This is a genomic window from Flavobacterium algoriphilum (genome assembly GCF_048158655.1).
Taxonomy (GTDB): domain Bacteria; phylum Bacteroidota; class Bacteroidia; order Flavobacteriales; family Flavobacteriaceae; genus Flavobacterium; species Flavobacterium algoriphilum.
This window is the reverse complement of record NZ_JBLNKY010000002.1, coordinates 244,869-262,136: the sequence shown is the minus strand read 5'-3', so window position 1 is coordinate 262,136 and position 17,268 is coordinate 244,869. Positions and strand designations below refer to the sequence as shown.

Annotated in this window: 15 protein-coding genes; 2 read left to right on the top strand and 13 right to left on the bottom strand. The window is 33.3% G+C overall.

The window, feature by feature from the left end; translation table 11 throughout:
* Positions 1-138: 138 nt before the first annotated feature.
* Positions 139-1,002: a glycoside hydrolase family 25 protein gene (locus ACM55G_RS06015; RefSeq protein WP_416842994.1), complete on the bottom strand. Its 864-nt coding sequence runs from the start codon at positions 1,000-1,002 to the stop codon at positions 139-141.
* 9 nt (positions 1,003-1,011) lie between these two features.
* Entirely contained in the window at positions 1,012-1,728 is a 717-nt protein-coding gene (locus ACM55G_RS06010; RefSeq protein WP_416842993.1) for a CDP-alcohol phosphatidyltransferase family protein, read from the bottom strand.
* 193 nt (positions 1,729-1,921) lie between these two features.
* On the opposite strand from ACM55G_RS06010, the gene ACM55G_RS06005 reads away from it, so the two are divergent.
* Together ACM55G_RS06005 and ACM55G_RS06000 are read left to right on the top strand one after the other, a co-directional pair.
* A complete protein-coding gene (locus ACM55G_RS06005) occupies positions 1,922-2,992 on the top strand; it encodes a putative type IX sorting system protein PorV2 (protein ID WP_465245443.1) in 1,071 nt (356 codons plus the stop codon).
* Between the two features lie 112 nt (positions 2,993-3,104).
* The gene (locus ACM55G_RS06000; RefSeq protein WP_416842992.1) at positions 3,105-4,244 is read left to right on the top strand and encodes a lipoprotein N-acyltransferase Lnb domain-containing protein; all 1,140 of its coding nucleotides are present in this window, start codon (positions 3,105-3,107) and stop codon (positions 4,242-4,244) included.
* A 39-nt stretch (positions 4,245-4,283) separates the two neighbouring features.
* On the opposite strand, the gene ACM55G_RS05995 is transcribed toward ACM55G_RS06000, so the two are convergent.
* The 11 genes from ACM55G_RS05995 to ACM55G_RS05945 form a co-directional block, all read right to left on the bottom strand.
* On the bottom strand, positions 4,284-5,678 hold the full coding sequence (locus ACM55G_RS05995) for an exopolysaccharide biosynthesis polyprenyl glycosylphosphotransferase (protein WP_416842991.1): 1,395 nt from the start codon (positions 5,676-5,678) through the stop codon (positions 4,284-4,286).
* Positions 5,679-5,904: 226 nt separating this feature from the next.
* Positions 5,905-7,260 carry an O-antigen ligase family protein gene (locus tag ACM55G_RS05990; protein ID WP_416842990.1) on the bottom strand — a complete coding sequence of 452 codons (1,356 nt, stop codon included), beginning with the start codon at positions 7,258-7,260 and terminating at the stop codon, positions 5,905-5,907.
* A complete protein-coding gene (locus ACM55G_RS05985; protein WP_416842989.1) occupies positions 7,257-8,336 on the bottom strand; it encodes a glycosyltransferase family 4 protein in 1,080 nt (359 codons plus the stop codon). Before ACM55G_RS05985 ends, ACM55G_RS05990 begins: the two co-directional genes overlap by 4 nt.
* 67 nt (positions 8,337-8,403) lie before the next feature.
* Complete coding sequence (locus ACM55G_RS05980; protein ID WP_416842988.1) at positions 8,404-9,537, bottom strand: glycosyltransferase; 1,134 nt, start codon at positions 9,535-9,537, stop codon at positions 8,404-8,406.
* Positions 9,538-9,611: 74 nt separating this feature from the next.
* Positions 9,612-10,340 (bottom strand): class I SAM-dependent methyltransferase, encoded by a 729-nt coding sequence (locus tag ACM55G_RS05975; protein WP_416842987.1) that lies wholly within the window; start codon positions 10,338-10,340, stop codon positions 9,612-9,614.
* A gap of 27 nt (positions 10,341-10,367) precedes the next feature.
* Positions 10,368-11,327, bottom strand: a complete 960-nt coding sequence (locus ACM55G_RS05970; protein ID WP_416842986.1) for a glycosyltransferase family 2 protein — start codon at positions 11,325-11,327, stop codon at positions 10,368-10,370.
* Positions 11,324-12,685: a hypothetical protein gene (locus ACM55G_RS05965; protein ID WP_416842985.1), complete on the bottom strand. Its 1,362-nt coding sequence runs from the start codon at positions 12,683-12,685 to the stop codon at positions 11,324-11,326. Before ACM55G_RS05965 ends, ACM55G_RS05970 begins: the two co-directional genes overlap by 4 nt.
* Before the next feature lie 73 nt (positions 12,686-12,758).
* On the bottom strand, positions 12,759-13,751 hold the full coding sequence (locus tag ACM55G_RS05960) for a glycosyltransferase family 2 protein (RefSeq protein ID WP_416842984.1): 993 nt from the start codon (positions 13,749-13,751) through the stop codon (positions 12,759-12,761).
* Positions 13,748-15,283 (bottom strand): glycosyltransferase family 2 protein, encoded by a 1,536-nt coding sequence (locus ACM55G_RS05955; RefSeq protein WP_416842983.1) that lies wholly within the window; start codon positions 15,281-15,283, stop codon positions 13,748-13,750. Before ACM55G_RS05955 ends, ACM55G_RS05960 begins: the two co-directional genes overlap by 4 nt.
* A 4-nt stretch (positions 15,284-15,287) precedes the next feature.
* Positions 15,288-16,094, bottom strand: a complete 807-nt coding sequence (locus ACM55G_RS05950; protein WP_416842982.1) for an FkbM family methyltransferase — start codon at positions 16,092-16,094, stop codon at positions 15,288-15,290.
* Positions 16,091-17,266, bottom strand: coding sequence for a glycosyltransferase family 4 protein (locus ACM55G_RS05945; RefSeq protein ID WP_416842981.1), 1,176 nt, complete (start codon positions 17,264-17,266; stop codon positions 16,091-16,093). The genes ACM55G_RS05950 and ACM55G_RS05945 overlap by 4 nt, the downstream gene beginning before the upstream one ends.
* Between the last annotated feature and the right edge of the window lie 2 nt (positions 17,267-17,268).

Sequence of the window (17,268 nt, the reverse complement as noted above, 5' to 3'; positions counted from 1 at the left end):
AAGTTTTCAGTCGCAGTTTACAGGTAACAGATTAGATAGAAGGTTGGTAATTGAAAAAAAGTTGCTAACAGACAGAATAGAACAGGATGTTTAAAATTCTTAATTTGAAAACTGCGACTGAATACTGTAAACTAAACACTATTCCACAGTAATGTACCGCAGCTGTTGTAAATCACCATTGTAAATATTGACATCTACATTTCCTTTTATGCCTGGAATTGATGCTTTTTCGGTGAACTGCCAAAACAACCAATCGTCATCTATTTCCTCCCTGTAAAAATTATAATTGGCAATCCAAAAAAGATAATTACTGAACTCCTCTTTCAAAAAATCATCGTAATATTTCTCTCCGGTATAAATAATAGGTTTTACTCCATAATGCAATTCTACTGCTTTTAACCATCGTTTTAAACCAACTCTTAAACTATCCAGCGATTGATTTTTAGGTAATTTTTCAATATCTAAAATAGGTGGTAAATCTCCTTTTCGAAGTGTCACTGTTTTAATAAAAAGCGCCGCTTGCTCTAGTGAATTTTCGTTGGGCCGGTAATAATGATACGCACCTCGAATCATTTTATTTTCTTTGGCGCCAAGCCAATTTCGATTGAACTGACGGTCTTTTCTGTCTTTTCCTACCGTGGCACGAATAAATACAAAATCTAAGGGATATTTTTTTTCTAAAGTATCTACATACGACCAACGGATTTTTCCCTGATATTCCGAAACATCTAAACCAATACTTTTCCCTTTGTGTTTTTCTAAAACCTGAAAATTTCGAACATCGGAAATGCGCTTTGCTTCGGTAGCTTCCCTTAAAATCTTATTGGATTTAAAGCTAAAATAATAAGTTAACCCGTTGCGATAATGGTAGCCAATTCCAAGAACAAATACAATTAAAAAAGCTATAATTAAAAAACGCACAAGCTTCCCTGAGAAAAAAGATGCTTTCTTTTTGGATTTACGAACTACAATGGTTCTTCTTCTGACTATTTTTTTTCTCATTCAAAAAAACTACTTTTTTAAAACTTTATTATTCACTACAGACAGTAAAATATAAAAAATGATAAGCAAAGAAATTCCTAAATATTGGAAGAAAACCAATAACAAAAGAGAAATAATCAGAAAGATCATTTGAAGTGCATTATCCTTAAAATTAAATTTTTTGATTTTTAACGAGAATAATGGGATTTCGGCATTTAGTATGTATGCACTTAATACAGTAATCATCAATAGAATCCATGGATTTGTGAAAATTTCGAGAACAAAAAGAGAATCAGAATACTTTATAACCAAAGGCAAACTTAAAATAAACAATGCATTGGCGGGGGTTGGCAAACCGATGAAAGAATCTGTTTGACGCGTATCAATATTAAAATTCGCCAATCGATAACAAGAACCCAAAGTGATAATAAAACCTAAATAAGGAAAAATTTGCATATAACTATCCGGCATAGTAGTCGAAGTATCAATCATCATTTGATACATTATCAAACCAGGAACAACACCACTGGTAACCATATCTGCCAAAGAATCCAACTGCAAGCCCAACGGACTGGAAACCTTGAATAATCGAGCGAAAAAACCATCAAAAAAGTCCAAAAATATACCCAGACAAACAAAATAAAAAGCCATTTCAAAATTACGATGAGATGCAAAGACCAAAGCGACACAGCCGCAAAAAAGATTAAGCAAAGTAATACTATTTGGAATGTGCTTTTTAATATTCATAGTTTTAAAGTTTAGTGAGCCAAAGTTGGCAAATTTAGTATAATAAGTGAAGAGGAAGTACGTTTTTTAGTAGAGATTTTTCAACAGGCACTTCTTGTTTCTATGTATTTATCCTCAGGAAGAAATAAGCTCAGTAAAAAATTATATTTTTGATAAAAATTAAACAGGCTTTCGGTTTGTAAAAATAGTTCAATTGAAAAAAGGCTCCTTATTTTTATTGCTTTTGGTTTACACCTTAAATTACAGTCAGACTGTCAGGAAATACTCCAATGAGTTTATGAATATTGGCGTTGATGCCGCTGCTTTGGGCATGTCAAATGCGGCTGTAGCTTCAACCCAAGATGTCAATTCCGGGTATTGGAATCCTGCAGGACTGATTCACTTAGAAGACCATCAGGTTTCCTTAATGCATGCCAATTATTTTGCCAATATTGCCCAATATGATTACTTAGCGTACGCCAGTCCCATCGATGATCGCAGCGCTTGGGGAATTTCTTTAATTCGTTTTGGCGTTGATGATATTTTAAATACTACTGAATTAATAGACAGCCAAGGCAACATTGACTACAACCGCATCAGTCTTTTTTCTACAGCCGATTATGGCTTTACCTTTTCATATGCTCGAAAACTTCCCGTTCCCGGATTTCAATACGGTGTAAATACCAAAGTAATCCGACGAATTATTGGAAAATTTGCCAGTTCCTGGGGTTTTGGATTTGATATTGGAATACAATTCGAAAAGAACGACTGGCAGTTTGGATTAATGCTTCGCGATATAACCACTACTTATAACGTTTGGAATATCGATGAAGCCGAGTACAAAAAAATTGCCAATGCCCTACCTGGAGAAAATCAGGAATTACCAGAAAGCACTGAGATTACGGCTCCAAAAGTGCAACTGGGAATAGCAAAAAAGTTTATCATTCATTATGATTACAGTATTTTGGCTGCTGCCAATATGAATATGCGATTTGCAAAAACCAATGATTTATTTTCAACTGATTTTGTAAGTGTTGACCCCGCGGTAGGATTCGAATTTGGTTATACCGACTTAGTTTTTTTGCGAGCCGGTGTAGGAAATTTTCAAAATATAGCACAATTGGACAGCACTCAAAGAGTAGGATTTCAGCCCAATATTGGATTGGGATTTAAATACAAAGGCATTCAAATTGATTACGCACTAACTGATCTAGGCAATCAGAGTACGGCGCTGTATTCGAATATTTTTTCGGTTAAAGTAGATTTGGGCATGTTTAGAAATTAATAAAAAAAAGCCAACTCTACTCCCATTAAAATAGTGCGCAGATTAAACAGATTTACACTAATTTTATAAAAAATAATTTAGGTAATAGTACGGACAATAACAGAACATCCAAATGAACATTTCTTTATTAAAAAAATTCTTCTTTTCCACGTTACTTTTTTTAACTGTAAGTTACAGTTTCTCCCAAAACCTTTTATTATCAAAAGACGCTCATGTCAGCGTACTTACGTGCGGAACGGGTAACGAATCCTATTCACTGTTTGGACATACCGCCATTCGCATTAGTGATACTTACAACAATATTGACATGGTGTATAATTATGGTGCTTTTGACTTTAACACGCCCAATTTTGTTTTGAAATTCATCAAAGGAGATTTACAGTATTTTGCAGTAGCGCATTCCTATGGGGATTTTATCAATGAATATACGTATGAAAAAAGATCAGTTTATGAGCAAGAATTGAATATTCCGGAGAACCTAAAACAAAAATTATTCGATAATTTGAATACTTCTTTAGCCTCAGGAGAAAGCCATTATACGTATAAATTTATTGACAAAAACTGTACTTCGATGGTAGTTGACATCATTAATAAAACATTGGATACTGTTGCAATTGTAAAAAAATCAGACACTGAAATCACCTATAGAACCATATTGTATCCTTATTTTGACAATCACTTTTATGAAAAATTAGGAACAAGTATTATCTTCGGTAAAAAAGTAGATGGTTTAGGAACGCAAATTTTTTTACCTTTTGAATTACAAAAAAGCCTAAAAAAGGTTTCTTTTAAAAACCATCCTCTTGCTCCCGTAAACAAAACCATAATCAAATTCGATGAGGAAACTTCTGGATCTTGGTGGAACAATTGGTATACTAACATTCTATTCCTTGGATTTATTATACTTATAAATAAGAAAAATATAAATCTATTTTATCTTACTATGATGGCATCGTTAGGAGTATTTTTTGTCTTTTTGGGATTTTATTCGGAACACCATGAATTGGAATACAATTATAATATCTTGTTGTTTAACCCAACATTATTAGGATTGCTGTATTTTTACGCAACAGAAAACAAAAAAAGAGTTTACAATCTGGCTGTATTCAACATCCTTTCATTACTGATTTACTTCGTAATTCTGATCAACAAAGCGCATTTATCGATTGTGCTGCCTTTAATATTTTCAAGCATGATCATTTTAGTTCGACTAGTACTTCAAAATAAAAAACGCATTCCAATTATCATTTAGAAAGCAACTTTAACTAGAAATATACTGAGACTATACCTATTACTGTCCTCTATAAAACAATACGGTAGTAATCGTTTTAAAAGCAATATTCAAATCTAGGAAAATACTTCTATGTTTGATGTAATACAAATCATATTGCAGCTTTATTAAACTATCTTCCATAGTCACTCCATAAGAATAATTGACTTGTGCCCAACCAGTCAGACCTGGCTTAATAATGTGTCTGGTTTCATAAAAAGGCATTATTTCAGCGATTTCTTTGACTACAAAAGGACGTTCTGGACGAGGACCAATGACCGCCATGTCTCCTTTTAGAATATTTATAAATTGAGGAAATTCATCAATTCTTGTTTTTCTTAAAAATTTCCCAAATACTGTTACCCTCGAATCGTTTGAAGTAGTGAAAACAGCTCCGTTAGATTCAGCATTACTAATCATCGTCCTGAATTTTAAAATTTCAAATACCACACCGTCTTTCCCCACACGTTCCTGGGTATAAAACAACTTCCCTCTGTTCCCTATTGCATTCCCAATTAATATCAAAGGAGATAAGACAAGAGCAACTAACAGCCCAAGCACCGAAATACCTATTTCAAAAATTCTTACACTTAATAAATACAACTTATTATGATTACTGCGACTAAAAGGAAAAAAGCGATAAAAATCTCTGGAAATATAGTGTACAGGTATGCGTTGCGTTTTACTTTCATAAACTTGGGTATACTCCCTAATAATACTTCCGGACTCCAACAAATGAAGTAATTGCTGGTACAATTCTGTAGTAATCCCCTCTGTATTTTGGGAGGCAATCACAATCTCAGACACAGAATTTTCTTTTACAAAAGAAAATAAATCGGCTCTTTTAATGTTGGAAACATAGTAATATTCCAACGTATCATCTTCGTTAGCATCAGCATGGACAAACGCAATTATTTTATAATGCGGGTCAATATGTTCTAATCCGGATATTAACTCTTCAACCTGCTCCTTATCACATATTAAAATAGCATTTTGAAAAAAACGATTAGATGCTAAAAATTTAACATAAAACATCCTCCATAAAAACAAAGCCATAAATACAACCAAATAAAACACTAGAATTTCAACTCTTTTGGTGGGTAATTCCGGAGAAAAAACTGGTGTTAATAAATAAATTAAAACAGTCGTTGAAGCGGTAAGAATGGCACTTCTCACCACCTGAAATTGATTACTGGCTACCTGAAGGTCGTACATTTCAAATATCGTCCCAAAAAGATTGAGATAAACACTCAAAACGATTGTCCAGTGGAAATTAACAGTAGAGAATGTGAAATAACCAAAATTGAACACCTTAGCCACAAATAACAGTGCACCCAAAACAAAAAAAACATCAAAAAGACGAAGAATCATCTTCCGCTCTGATATTTCAAAATGCATTTTCTCTATTGAAAACATTGGTGGTATTTAGATTGTTAGTGCAATTTAACGCTTTTACTACGAAGTAAATTTAATAAAGCTTAACTTTTTTAACAAAATTCCCTTTTTTACGAATTAATCTATTGACAACTTGAATGTACTTAATAAAAACAACTCAGTTGGTCATAATTCCTGGGATTTTGGGTAATCAAAGCAAGCAAAAAAATGCATCGAGAATCTGCGTGCTTAATTAAAATAAATTATCCTAAATAAGTTGATTTGATATCTTTTTTTTAGAAGCTCCCCCTAATTGCAAATTGAGTAAAGATAAAGAGTACACAAAGGCAGGTGCAGCAGTTCGCATAGCAGCATGATTAATGGTTAACAACCAGAATAAAACAAAACATATTAAAAACATATTGAACTTATTTTCTAAATACAAAACAAGCGGCGTAAAAAACAAGATTAATAAAGCTATAATTCCCAAAGATCCATGTTCAGCCAACATTCGAGTAATTTCATCGTGAGACAATGTACCATCTCCTGTCTCCTCTTTTCGAGCTTCCACACCTTTTCCCACACCCACCCCAAAAATGGGATTTTTAAGAAAAAGATCAATTTCACCTCTTGCCACTTCTTCACGTCCTGTAAATTTACTCTCTTTTACCCTTCCAGCCGCATCTTGATTAGCATACCGTTTATCGATTAGCCCACCAGTTTGAAAAGAAGTATAACTCCAAGTCACGATTAAGGCAATTGTTACCAATCCAAAAATGTAATTCAATTTCACCCTCCCTTTAAAATTGGATTTGGAATACAGAAACAACAACAACAAGACAATCATTAAAAAACCAGTAATCATACCACCACGGGAAAAAGTAACTATCCCCCTATAAGTAATATTTAGGGCAATAATCATATTGATGACTAATAAGAATTTTGTCCTGGACTCTAATATGATTCTAGAAAAAAAAATAAACATACCTAAACCTAAAATAGTTGCTACTTGGTTGGGACCAAAACCACCCGAAGTCTCAAAATTGGATTGTGTACTGGTAATAACGTCCCGAATGTTTGGAGTATAGAACGTTAAATATACCATACAGCTGATAATTGGCAACCCCATACTTAGGAGTATGTTATTCATTTGTTCCAATGGAATTTTACGCCTAAAAGTATATAGTGAAGCGACTCCCAAACAGATGGGACCCGAAATATTAAAGGCTACGGTCGTTCTGATATTGGTATTGAAATTCAACACAAAGGTGGAAAGCACGATACTGGGAATCAGCAACAATAAAAACAACCAATAGGGAACAGCTCCTCTTGAAAATCCACTAAAATACATGCCAATTAAAATAAAGAACATTACTCCGTATTTGGATAGTTCGTACAAAGGATTTCCCCCTGTCATTCTCAAAAAAACTTCGCTCCCTACTACATAAGCCGCAGCCATAAGCGCTTCGTTATTCCTATTTTGTTTTTTAATGATATAATAAACCCCAAAAATAAAGATAGAATAGCCATATATTTTTGAAAGAAAAGGCACTACAAATACTGAAGTCCCAATAGCAACATGGAATAAAATTAAATAGAGATAGGATTGTTCTTCTTTTTTCATACGGGACTGTTATCTAACCAATTTAAATACTGCTCTATCACGACCTCTTCTGAATGATTTGCTACGACCCTCTGAAACAATTCTTGACCGAAATTCATCTGCAATGATTCACTTCCTATAAGTTTAACAACTGCATCAAAAAACAATTCGTTCTGATGAGCTGCAACAACAAATCCATTTTTTCCACTTTGTACTAAAGACGAAATCTCGCCAACATCAGTGACAACAACCGGTTTTTTATGCCAGCCATATTCCAAAAGCGCTACCGGTAATCCTTCAGACTGAGATGCTAAAACAGCTATTGTTGATTGATCTAGAATATTTTTTACATCTTGTTTCGATCCGTAAAGAAACACGTTTTCTTCTAAATCAAATGCAACTATTAAGTTCTTAATTTGCTGAGAATAGGCGTCGTAAAAATCCTTCCCTATTAAGTGAAAGCTCCATTCTGGATAAATTATCTTTATCTTTTTAGCGACTTCCAACAATAAAAAATGATCTTTCTGAACTCTCAAATTAGCTAAACAAACAATCCGTTTTCCTTTGGCTCCTTTCAGTTTAGTATCATCTGAAACTATATTTTCTTCCGCTGGAAAATTGGACAAATAAATAGTATTCTTTATCTTTAATTCCTTTTCTGCCCAAATTTTTAATTTTTGATTAACGACAATAATTCCATTAAAAAAAGTGGCTGTAGCTCTTAATCCTATCATCGGTCTTTTTTCTAAAAAATCGCTGTCACCATAATGATCATGCCAAATTAATGACAAATAAGGGCAGCTTAGTTTTAAAAGAAATGCCAAAAAAAAAGAAGTACTGTGAGCGTGGATGACTGTTACGTTGTTTTTTCTCACATAAGCTCGCAATCGCAATATCGCTTTAAAATCAACAGCTCTTTTCTTGTTTAAATACAAATACGAAACCTGTTTATCAATCTGATTGAGTAGCGGTCCTTCTTTTCGCGTAACTACCAATCCTGAGAATTCAATGCGTCCTGCCAAAGCATTGGCATAACTTACTGCCATTCGTTCGGCACCTCCGGACTCAAGAGAATCTATAATTTGTATGATCCGCATTTTTTATTTTTCTCTTTTAGTTTGTTACTCTTATTAAGATGCAACTATTGGGAACTCGTTGTTATTTTTAAAAATTGTTTTTAGAACCCTTTAATAATTTTTTAATCTCTTGCTCAAAAAAATCTAAAGTATACTCTCTTGACCATTGTGCAGCTTTAGTGCGCTTAATATCAAAATCAATTTGACTCCGTAAAAGAATTTCAATCTGCAAACTATCTTCCTCTAAATTCATTTCCAACAAAACCCCTCTTTTCCCATAATCCAACATAAATGGCACACAAGATACGGAAGTAGCAACCGGAATACAACCCCAAAACATACCTTCGGCGATAACTTTCGGCCATCCTTCGGTGTTAGAAGGCAACACTACAAAATGACAGTTTTGATAGGCTTTTTTAACGGTTTCTTTCGATTGGTTTCCCTTCATTGAAATGATTTTGTTTAAATTATTTTGAGCAATATAACGTTCTAATACGTCTTTTTCCAAGCCTTCGCCATACAGTGCTAAAGTGACATCATATCCTTTCTGAAATAATGCTTCTATCAATTGAATGGCATACAAAGGGTTCTTTCCTTTAACCAAAGTTCCAGCAAAAACAAAATCAATACGCCCTGTTAAGTCTTTTTTTGAAATAGGTAATTTATCGATTTCATAATAAGTGGCAGTAAAAAACGGTTTTATATTCTTTGAGCTCCCTTCCCATTCCCCATAAACCAAAACCTGCATATTCCGTGTTAAGTATTTATTTTCCAAGATGAACTGCTGCAATTTGTAAGTCCAGGACTGTTTCGATTTGGGATCCCAGTTGCCAGCATATTTAGCAGTTTTGGGAGTGTTGGGAAACAAAATCTGAATCAAACAGCCCAACAAACCTATGTTACCGGGGCATCGCAAATGAATATGATCTGCTTTTTTCATGGCAGTATAAATGCGCCAACTGATTCTTGGTATTTTCAAAACAGCACGAAATATACTTTTCAAACGCAATACATCAAAACTGTCAATCTTTACAAATTGAATTCCATGGTGTTCATAAGAACGATCTATAGGTGAAACCGGCCCAGAAATCTCAGGGGCAACTAAAATTAATTCGGATACATACTTTGACCAAACGTTCATTTCACGAACGTAAGGTGCATAAGCATAATAGTAATTTTCTGTTACTACATGAGGAACATGGGTGATTACAACAAATTTCATTTATAAGGTTATAATTTCAAAAAAACATTTCTGTTTTTATTAATTAGTTTTATAATCTAAACAGCTTTAGAATATTACTTTTTAGCGATACAAAAAGTGCTGATTCCAACAGGAAAATCTACATACTTAAGTATTCTGTTCTCTACTAGAAGTAATTTAAACAATATAACATTTAATACACTGTTTTCAATAATCTGCCCCTCTTTATTTTTATTTTTCAAAAAAACACCGCTTAGTTTTCTATAAACATAAACGGGTACGAATAAAGAAAAATTCCAATAACTTGATTTGGAAATAGTCAGATTTTCGCTAAGCAGTTTGGTTTTTAATTCTAGATTAGTATACCTTCTATAATGCATATTAACCACATCATGTTGGCTCCATAAAGATTGAAAGGCCGGCACAAAAACATACATTTCTCCACCTGTTTTTAATAATTGACACCAATTTTTAATAGCCTTCCTGTCATCTTCCAGATGTTCCAGACAATCTGATGCCACAATAACATCAAATTGCTCGGTCAAAGTAATCATTTGAGCATCCATCACAAAAGCATTAGGAATCCCATTTGCTTTACAATTGGCAATGGCATTTTCACTAATATCAATTCCAAAAAGATGCGCTGTCTTAAATCCTAAAAGTTCCAGATCTTTTAAAAAAATACCTGAGGAACATCCAATATCTAATATTTTACTGTCTTTCGGTGCGTTTCGTAATAAGTCAAGCAAATACCTTCTTCTGGATTTAAACCACCAATTTTCTATTTCAACTTCATGATATTTCTTTTCAAAAGCTAGTTCCATTCCAAATAATCTAAATTGTTCCGGTTTTTAATCTATTTTTTTATCTATAATATAACGCGGTCTTTGTTTAACCTCAGCATATATTTTGCCTATATATTCCCCAATGATTCCAATGGAAAACAGTTGAATTCCTCCTAAAAAATACATCGGCAAAACAGTCGATAACCACCCTGGAACTGTATCACCGGAAAATATGGCTAAAAATGCATAACCACTCATAAACAAACAAACAATAAAAATAACAAATCCAATTGCCGAAACTAATTTTAAAGGAACAGTACTAAAAGAGGTAATACCGTTCCAAGCAAAGGAGAGCATCTTCCGAAAAGGAAATTTCGAATTTCCGACTAATCGTTCCAATCGATCATAATAAATAATTTCTTTATTAAATCCTATCAATGGAATTATTCCCCTGAGAAACAAATTGACCTCATTAAAATCAGATAACGCAGTGATAACTCTCTTACTGCACAATCTGTAATCCGCATGATTAGGAATCATGTTAGATTTCATCTTTTTTATCAAAAAATAAAACAACAAGGCACTATTCCTTTTGAAAAAGGTATCCGTAGGTCGCTCTTTTCTAACCCCGTAAACTACATCAACTCCCGACTTATATTTTTGAATCATTTCTTCAATGATTCGCACATCATCTTGCAAATCGGCATCAATAGAAATTAGTGCATCCGCATCCCCATTATAAGTAAGCAAACCAGCTAATAATGCATTCTGATGCCCAACATTTCCTGCCAATTTTAATCCTTTTACAACAAAACTCTGTATAGCCTTTTTTTCAATAACATCCCAAGTTCCATCTTTGCTGCCATCATCTATAAATACAATAAAACTTTTATCTGAAATCAGCTCTCTATCAACTAAATCAAAGATTAAATTGCGGAGTTGTTTTTCAGTTTCATCTAACACCTGCTCCTCATTATAACAGGGTAAAACTATTCCAATAACAGGTTTAAAAATAACAGGTTTCATAATTTGGAGTTAGGAATTGGAAATATATAAATGGTTATTTTTTGAATTATTTTTCGAATCCAAGCAATACGATACAAACCTGCAGCACTCATAAGATACAATGCGACTCGCGAAGGAAAGATATATCTGGGTTCCATATACGTTAATCCATGAAAGATAAGCAAAGAAATAATGACACCCCAAAAAATCCAATACCGAATTAAATTTTTCTCTCGGAATAAAAATAATATAGCACCGGCAACAATAATTAAATTAATCGAATTGATAAGCAAAATAAAAGTCCAATAGCCAATAGGTCCTTTCAATGGCCCTAAATCAAATTTATCAGGCTGAACACTATTGATAAAATAAACATGACCGTAAAAACATTTCACAAAAAATTGTCTGATAAATAAACCCGGATGTTCCAATGCATCATCAATTAGAAATTTTTTATAAACCTCAGCATAGGATTCATGCGTTTGTTTCATAATTGCTGAAAGTGCAGCGCCACTTTTATTCCAGTTCTGATAGTCTTTACTGTCCGGTCGAATATCACTTTCCCAAAAACGGAAATCGGTTGGTTCTTCTCGAAATTGAAATCTTCCTTGATGCGCAACATAATAAAATAAGGTTTCTTGGTTTCCTCCGGATTTAGTTCCCGTTATGATTTTTGTAAGTTGTAAAACACCAAACCCTAATAATCCAACACAAACAAAGGAGACCATCATTTTTTTTCCATAAGATATAAAGAAAGATTTATTCTTAAAAAAGGCATAGAAAACAACTAAAAAACCTAGGCCTAAAAGTAATAATGTATTGGGTCTGTTCAAAATCAGAAACCACATACCCAGTATTAGAAAAATCCAGCCGGATTTCTTATCAGGTTGATGAAGTGCTATGGACCAGCCATAAATCGCTAAGGTTAAAGAAAAAAAAGCGGGAGCTTCTGCCATTATTCCCAAAGAATAATAACAGTGTATTGGGAAAAGAAAAAAAAGCAGAACACTTAAAAACCCTACCTCTTTAGAAAAAAAAGAGCTTCCAATTCTAAATATCAAAAGTAAACTAATTGTAATAATGATTGATGTGAATACTACCCCGTAAACCCAAAGTTGGTCGTCAGTCGCATTTACCGGCGCTAATAAATAAGCAGGAGTATAGAACAGTATGGGCCCGGGCGCTTTCGTAATTACAACCTGATCACAGGTCCTTTTTCCTTTAATAAATAAGGCTAAATTCTTAGATTCTTCATGGAAGGTACTATCTCCAAAAGGCTTCGCCTTAAAAGGAAGATTTAAAAAAATCAACATCATCAAAGATGAGACCAATACAATAATTCCATTAATTCTTTTAGTTGAAAAAACTATTGTATTCATATAATATATCCTTTAATATCAGGTTTTAAAAATGCAGCTTAAAAACCTGACTAAAATTTAAATTTTAAATTATTTATTGAGGCTTATTAAACAGTAAAGTTAACCAACCCATCGCCCTGCCTGTGGCTTCAGCAAAAGCTTCTTTCCTTTTGGTAGTTGTAAATGTATTGCTAAATCTTATAATTGTCAAGAGTATTGTAATCGCATGCCATTTTAATTGATCACCTACAAGTGGTTTCGGATTTTTAGTGCGCCATACATACCAGCCATTTCGAACTACCATTTTCCCATATTTATAATGATTGGGTCTTCCTGAAGGGTGATGAAAATGCTTCAACTGCAATTTAGTATTGATGACATTCTTACCAAACTGTAACGCTCTAATACTAAAGTCAGTATCTTCATACAAACCATAGCCTTCAAAATAGGTCGAAAACCGCAAAGAATCAACTACTTTTTTTAGAAAAGCAAACGACATGCCTATAAGCAAATCGACCTCGTAGGTTTTGTCATTTAATGGAAACCCACAGGTTTTACCATGAGAGTAATCAGGCATTTTCCCCGGACCAAGATGGGATTGTAAACCCAGATAATTCCGGACTACATTGCGTTGCCCTTCTTTATACACATACCCTTCAAACTGAATATATCGATGTGAATCATAAGTTACATCCGGTTGTATCAAGCTCCAGCTGTTTTCATTTAGGGCTACACCGCCAACACCGGTAATCGCTTCATCAGAGGCAAATGTCGAAATCAATTCTTCAAAATAATCAGGCAACAATTCCGTATCATCATCCAAAAAAGCAATTATATCGCTTGTAGCCTTCACTTTATCCAAACCATAATTTCTTTGTTTGGTCAAACCGCGATGAGTTGGTGGAACTAGAAAATAGGATAGGTTTACGAAATGATTTTCATGTAACATCTTTTCGGTTTCCCGGTTAGTTGATCCATCAATGATTAGAATTTCAGTTGGATATAGTGATTGTTTCTGAACCGACTGCAATAATTGCAACAAGGGTTGAGAACGTAGGTAAGTACAAATAATCAGTGTGAATTTCATTCTCTTTTTTTCAATTCATTAGCCCAAAAAACACTTCTTTTCCATTGTTTTTTATAATTCCTAAAATAATGCACCGGATTTTTTATAGTTTGATATTTATAATATTTAAAAAACAAAATAGTTTTGTAACCTTGTATTTGTTCTTGCGTAGAATGCAAAATTTGATACAACATGATTGTTGGTGAAGGTTTGGGTTGAATAGTATCATTTTGCCATTTTAAAGTGGGTTTTGTTCTAAAACCGCCAACAGGAGCTTTCAAATGGAGTATTTCAGGATCAGGTAAATACAAAATATCATACCCCTTATTTCGTAATTGCATTCCAAAATCACCATCTTCACCAAAGCCAAACTCAAATGCCATATTGAATCTAACTTTATTCAAAAGATCTCTTCGGACAAAACTATTACCAGCTCCAAAAGTGGGCCATTGAATTACTTTTATGGATGCCTTAAATTCATTTTCTTGAGGATAGGAGGTAGTCACTAACGGATTACCAAATTGCTCTATTTTCTTGAAAATCTCCTCCAGCAAATCAGATTCAAAGCGATTATCATCATCCGCTAAAAAAACCCATTCACTATCTGTTTGATTCAATGCTAAATTACGTGCATGACATGCTCCCGCTTGATGAATAAAAAAATGTTGGATTTCAAATGGCCATTTTTCATTTTGGATATAATCCAATTCCGTTTCACTATATTCTTCTGAATTTTGTTCTACTATTATAATTTTATTAGGCAACAAATTTTGCCGAGAAAAATCTTTTAAAACATCATACAAATAGTTCCTTCTTCCAATAGTCGGGATAATTACATCAATGGTTCTTTTATCAATCACTTTTTTTGAAGATTGTATTAGAATCCCATCTAAGTCTAAATTTATAACACTTCTATTCTTATAAAAAAGCGAACAAATAAAAGGCATTATTGGAAATTTTCTTTCGTACAATAGTAAATTCAATAATAATAAAAATGTCCATTGTGTTTTATAATGCTGTTTTACAAAACGAAAAAGAATGTACTTATTGTTTTTTGTAAAGAAAGTATCTGGATTCTGTTTTAAAAATTTAGGTTCAGAATAGCAAAGTAATCCCTTTCGCATTCCCAGTTTGGCCAATGAACATAAAAAATAATCAAAATTTTTGTCTGGAGCCATTTCATCCTTTAGAGCCACTAAAATGGAAGAATGAATCCCTCCGACCATGCCACTCATTTGCCAAGTTGGAAAAGTCACTGATTTATTAATCTTTATAAATGGAGATTCTTCTACGTAGCCAATACTTTTGTCTAAAAAAAGAATATCCGATGGATTGTAAGAAAGCAATAATTTATGATGGTGAAATAATTTTTCAATTCCCAAAACATTCAACTGCTCCTTTAAACTGATGTGGCACCACACCAAAATAGCATCCGGAAATTCTTTGGCTAACAGTAGCAAAAAGCTAATTATAGATACCGCATTAGCTTTATCTATACTATAAGAATTACTTAATGCTACAACTTTATTTCCATTATGATAAATAATTATCATTGAATTAATTTTTTATTGATGCTCCGGCAAAGGTTATAATTTCATTTTTTCTAAAGCGTACTGTTTTATAAGGATACTTCATTTTTTTAAAAAAGGCTTCCACTTTAATATAGGTTGGCGCTCCGTTGACAATATGATAGGACGCAATAGCAAAATTTGGAGAAAGATTTTCGATGGTTTTCATACACCCTTCCAAGGCTTCAATTTCGGCCCCTTCTATATCCATTTTTACAAAATCCAATTTTTTAATGTCGTTATTCAGTACCCAGTCATCAATTCGTATGGCTTGTTTTTTGACACATTTATCATTATCTGGAATCCAAACAGCTGAAGATCCAACTGTTCCGGCCTCGTAAAAATCAACTAACCTATTTTCATTCCATAGCAACAAATTCTCGATTTTAATATTTTTTGGCAGTCCCTTATTTAATTGCACATTATTATTAATTCTCGCAACGTTAAACGTATCGGGTTCAAAGGCATAAACAATTCCGTTTTCCCCAGTTAATTTTGAAAATAAAATAGATAAATGACCACAATTTGCTCCGGCATCAATAATAATATCTTTACTTTTTACTTGATAAAAATGTTGATAGTAATTAAAATCGGGAGCTACAAAATATAAGGCTTCATTAGTAATCAGTGACAAATCCTGAAAAGTCGTTTTACAAACCGTTTTTTTTTTTTCATAGATTAGCGCATAAGAAGTTTGTTTTGGTGTATTGACACTGTAGTAAAACAATTTAACCTTTTCCTTAAAATTGCCTTTAGGAAAAAGCATACTGATGACTTTTTTTAATTGTTTTTTCATTTCGATTCAGTTAAACTACTATAAAAAGACAGACTCTGTTGTGCCACTATTTCCATGCTGAATTTTTTCACAACCTTTTCTCTGGCTTTTACACCAAATTCTTTTTGCAATTCTTTATTTTCAAGTAAGTTAATGATTTTATTTGCATAATCAATATGATCTGTTGGATGTACTAAAAATCCATTTATTCCATCATCAATAACTTCTTTTGCCCAACCTATGTTAGAAGCAACAATTGCTTTTTCCATTGCCATAGCCTCTATCCAGGAAACAGGGAGCGCTTCCGCAAATGTGGGAAAGACACATACTGTTGCGGCATTAATCTGCTTTTTTATAACTTCATAGGGTACACTTCCCAAATAAATTACATTTACTCTTGCCTGTTCAGTAAACAGTTTCTGCATCATGTGCCAAGTTGAATGAGTTCCTGACAGTATATCAGCAACATCTCTGCCCACCAAAACTAATTTTGTATTTGATCTGATTTTGACTACTTCATTAAAAATCAAAGGCAATTCCAACAATCCTTTTTTCCGGATTAAACTGCCAAAATAAAGAATAGTATCCTCTCCTAAACGATGGGAATTAGAACTAGAATCACCACTATAAATAGTATTATTAAATAAATTAGTATCTATACAATTAGGAATGATCGTAAATTTCTTCTCTAGACCAAAAACAGCATTCGTTTGAACAGCAGTGAATTGACTTACGGAGAGTAAAGCGTCGGCTTTTTGTAACGCTCTTTTTTCATGAAATTTATTAATCCATTTTACAGGTCTTTGATCCAAATGACAGAAATAGGCATCCGAACCATTCAATCGAATAACTATCGGGCATTTTTTGGGGGATATAAAAGAAGTAATCCCCGTCCAATCCGGTGCTTCTACCAAATCGATTTCTTTTTCTTGATATAAGGTGTCGATTATTTTTTGGAGTTTTTTTCGAGTAAAATACCACGATAACCCTTTTAGTTTTACATTTTTTATTTGCTGGATGCAAATGCCATTATCGTAAAAAACACCTTCTTCCTTTTGTCCATACACTAAAACCCGAACAGTAGATCCTTGCTTTAAAAGGCCTAAAGACAAGTTCTTGATACTGGTACCAATGCCACCGGAAGCACCAATTTTAGGATGTGGATATTCGGGAGTTAAAAAGGCAATTTTCATAT

Bases quoted from the DNA above. Each gene is read 5' to 3' on its own strand.
- ACM55G_RS06015 (WP_416842994.1), bottom strand. From the start codon at position 1,002: ATGAGAAAAAAAATAGTCAGAAGAAGAACCATTGTAGTTCGTAAATCC.
- ACM55G_RS06010 (WP_416842993.1), bottom strand. From the start codon at position 1,728: ATGAATATTAAAAAGCACATTCCAAATAGTATTACTTTGCTTAATCTT.
- ACM55G_RS06000 (WP_416842992.1), top strand. From the start codon at position 3,105: ATGAACATTTCTTTATTAAAAAAATTCTTCTTTTCCACGTTACTTTTT.
- ACM55G_RS05995 (WP_416842991.1), bottom strand. From the start codon at position 5,678: ATGTTTTCAATAGAGAAAATGCATTTTGAAATATCAGAGCGGAAGATG.
- ACM55G_RS05990 (WP_416842990.1), bottom strand. From the start codon at position 7,260: ATGAAAAAAGAAGAACAATCCTATCTCTATTTAATTTTATTCCATGTT.
- ACM55G_RS05985 (WP_416842989.1), bottom strand. From the start codon at position 8,336: ATGCGGATCATACAAATTATAGATTCTCTTGAGTCCGGAGGTGCCGAA.
- ACM55G_RS05980 (WP_416842988.1), bottom strand. From the start codon at position 9,537: ATGAAATTTGTTGTAATCACCCATGTTCCTCATGTAGTAACAGAAAAT.
- ACM55G_RS05975 (WP_416842987.1), bottom strand. From the start codon at position 10,340: ATGGAACTAGCTTTTGAAAAGAAATATCATGAAGTTGAAATAGAAAAT.
- ACM55G_RS05970 (WP_416842986.1), bottom strand. From the start codon at position 11,327: ATGAAACCTGTTATTTTTAAACCTGTTATTGGAATAGTTTTACCCTGT.
- ACM55G_RS05965 (WP_416842985.1), bottom strand. From the start codon at position 12,685: ATGAATACAATAGTTTTTTCAACTAAAAGAATTAATGGAATTATTGTA.
- ACM55G_RS05960 (WP_416842984.1), bottom strand. From the start codon at position 13,751: ATGAAATTCACACTGATTATTTGTACTTACCTACGTTCTCAACCCTTG.
- ACM55G_RS05955 (WP_416842983.1), bottom strand. From the start codon at position 15,283: ATGATAATTATTTATCATAATGGAAATAAAGTTGTAGCATTAAGTAAT.
- ACM55G_RS05950 (WP_416842982.1), bottom strand. From the start codon at position 16,094: ATGAAAAAACAATTAAAAAAAGTCATCAGTATGCTTTTTCCTAAAGGC.
- ACM55G_RS05945 (WP_416842981.1), bottom strand. From the start codon at position 17,266: ATGAAAATTGCCTTTTTAACTCCCGAATATCCACATCCTAAAATTGGT.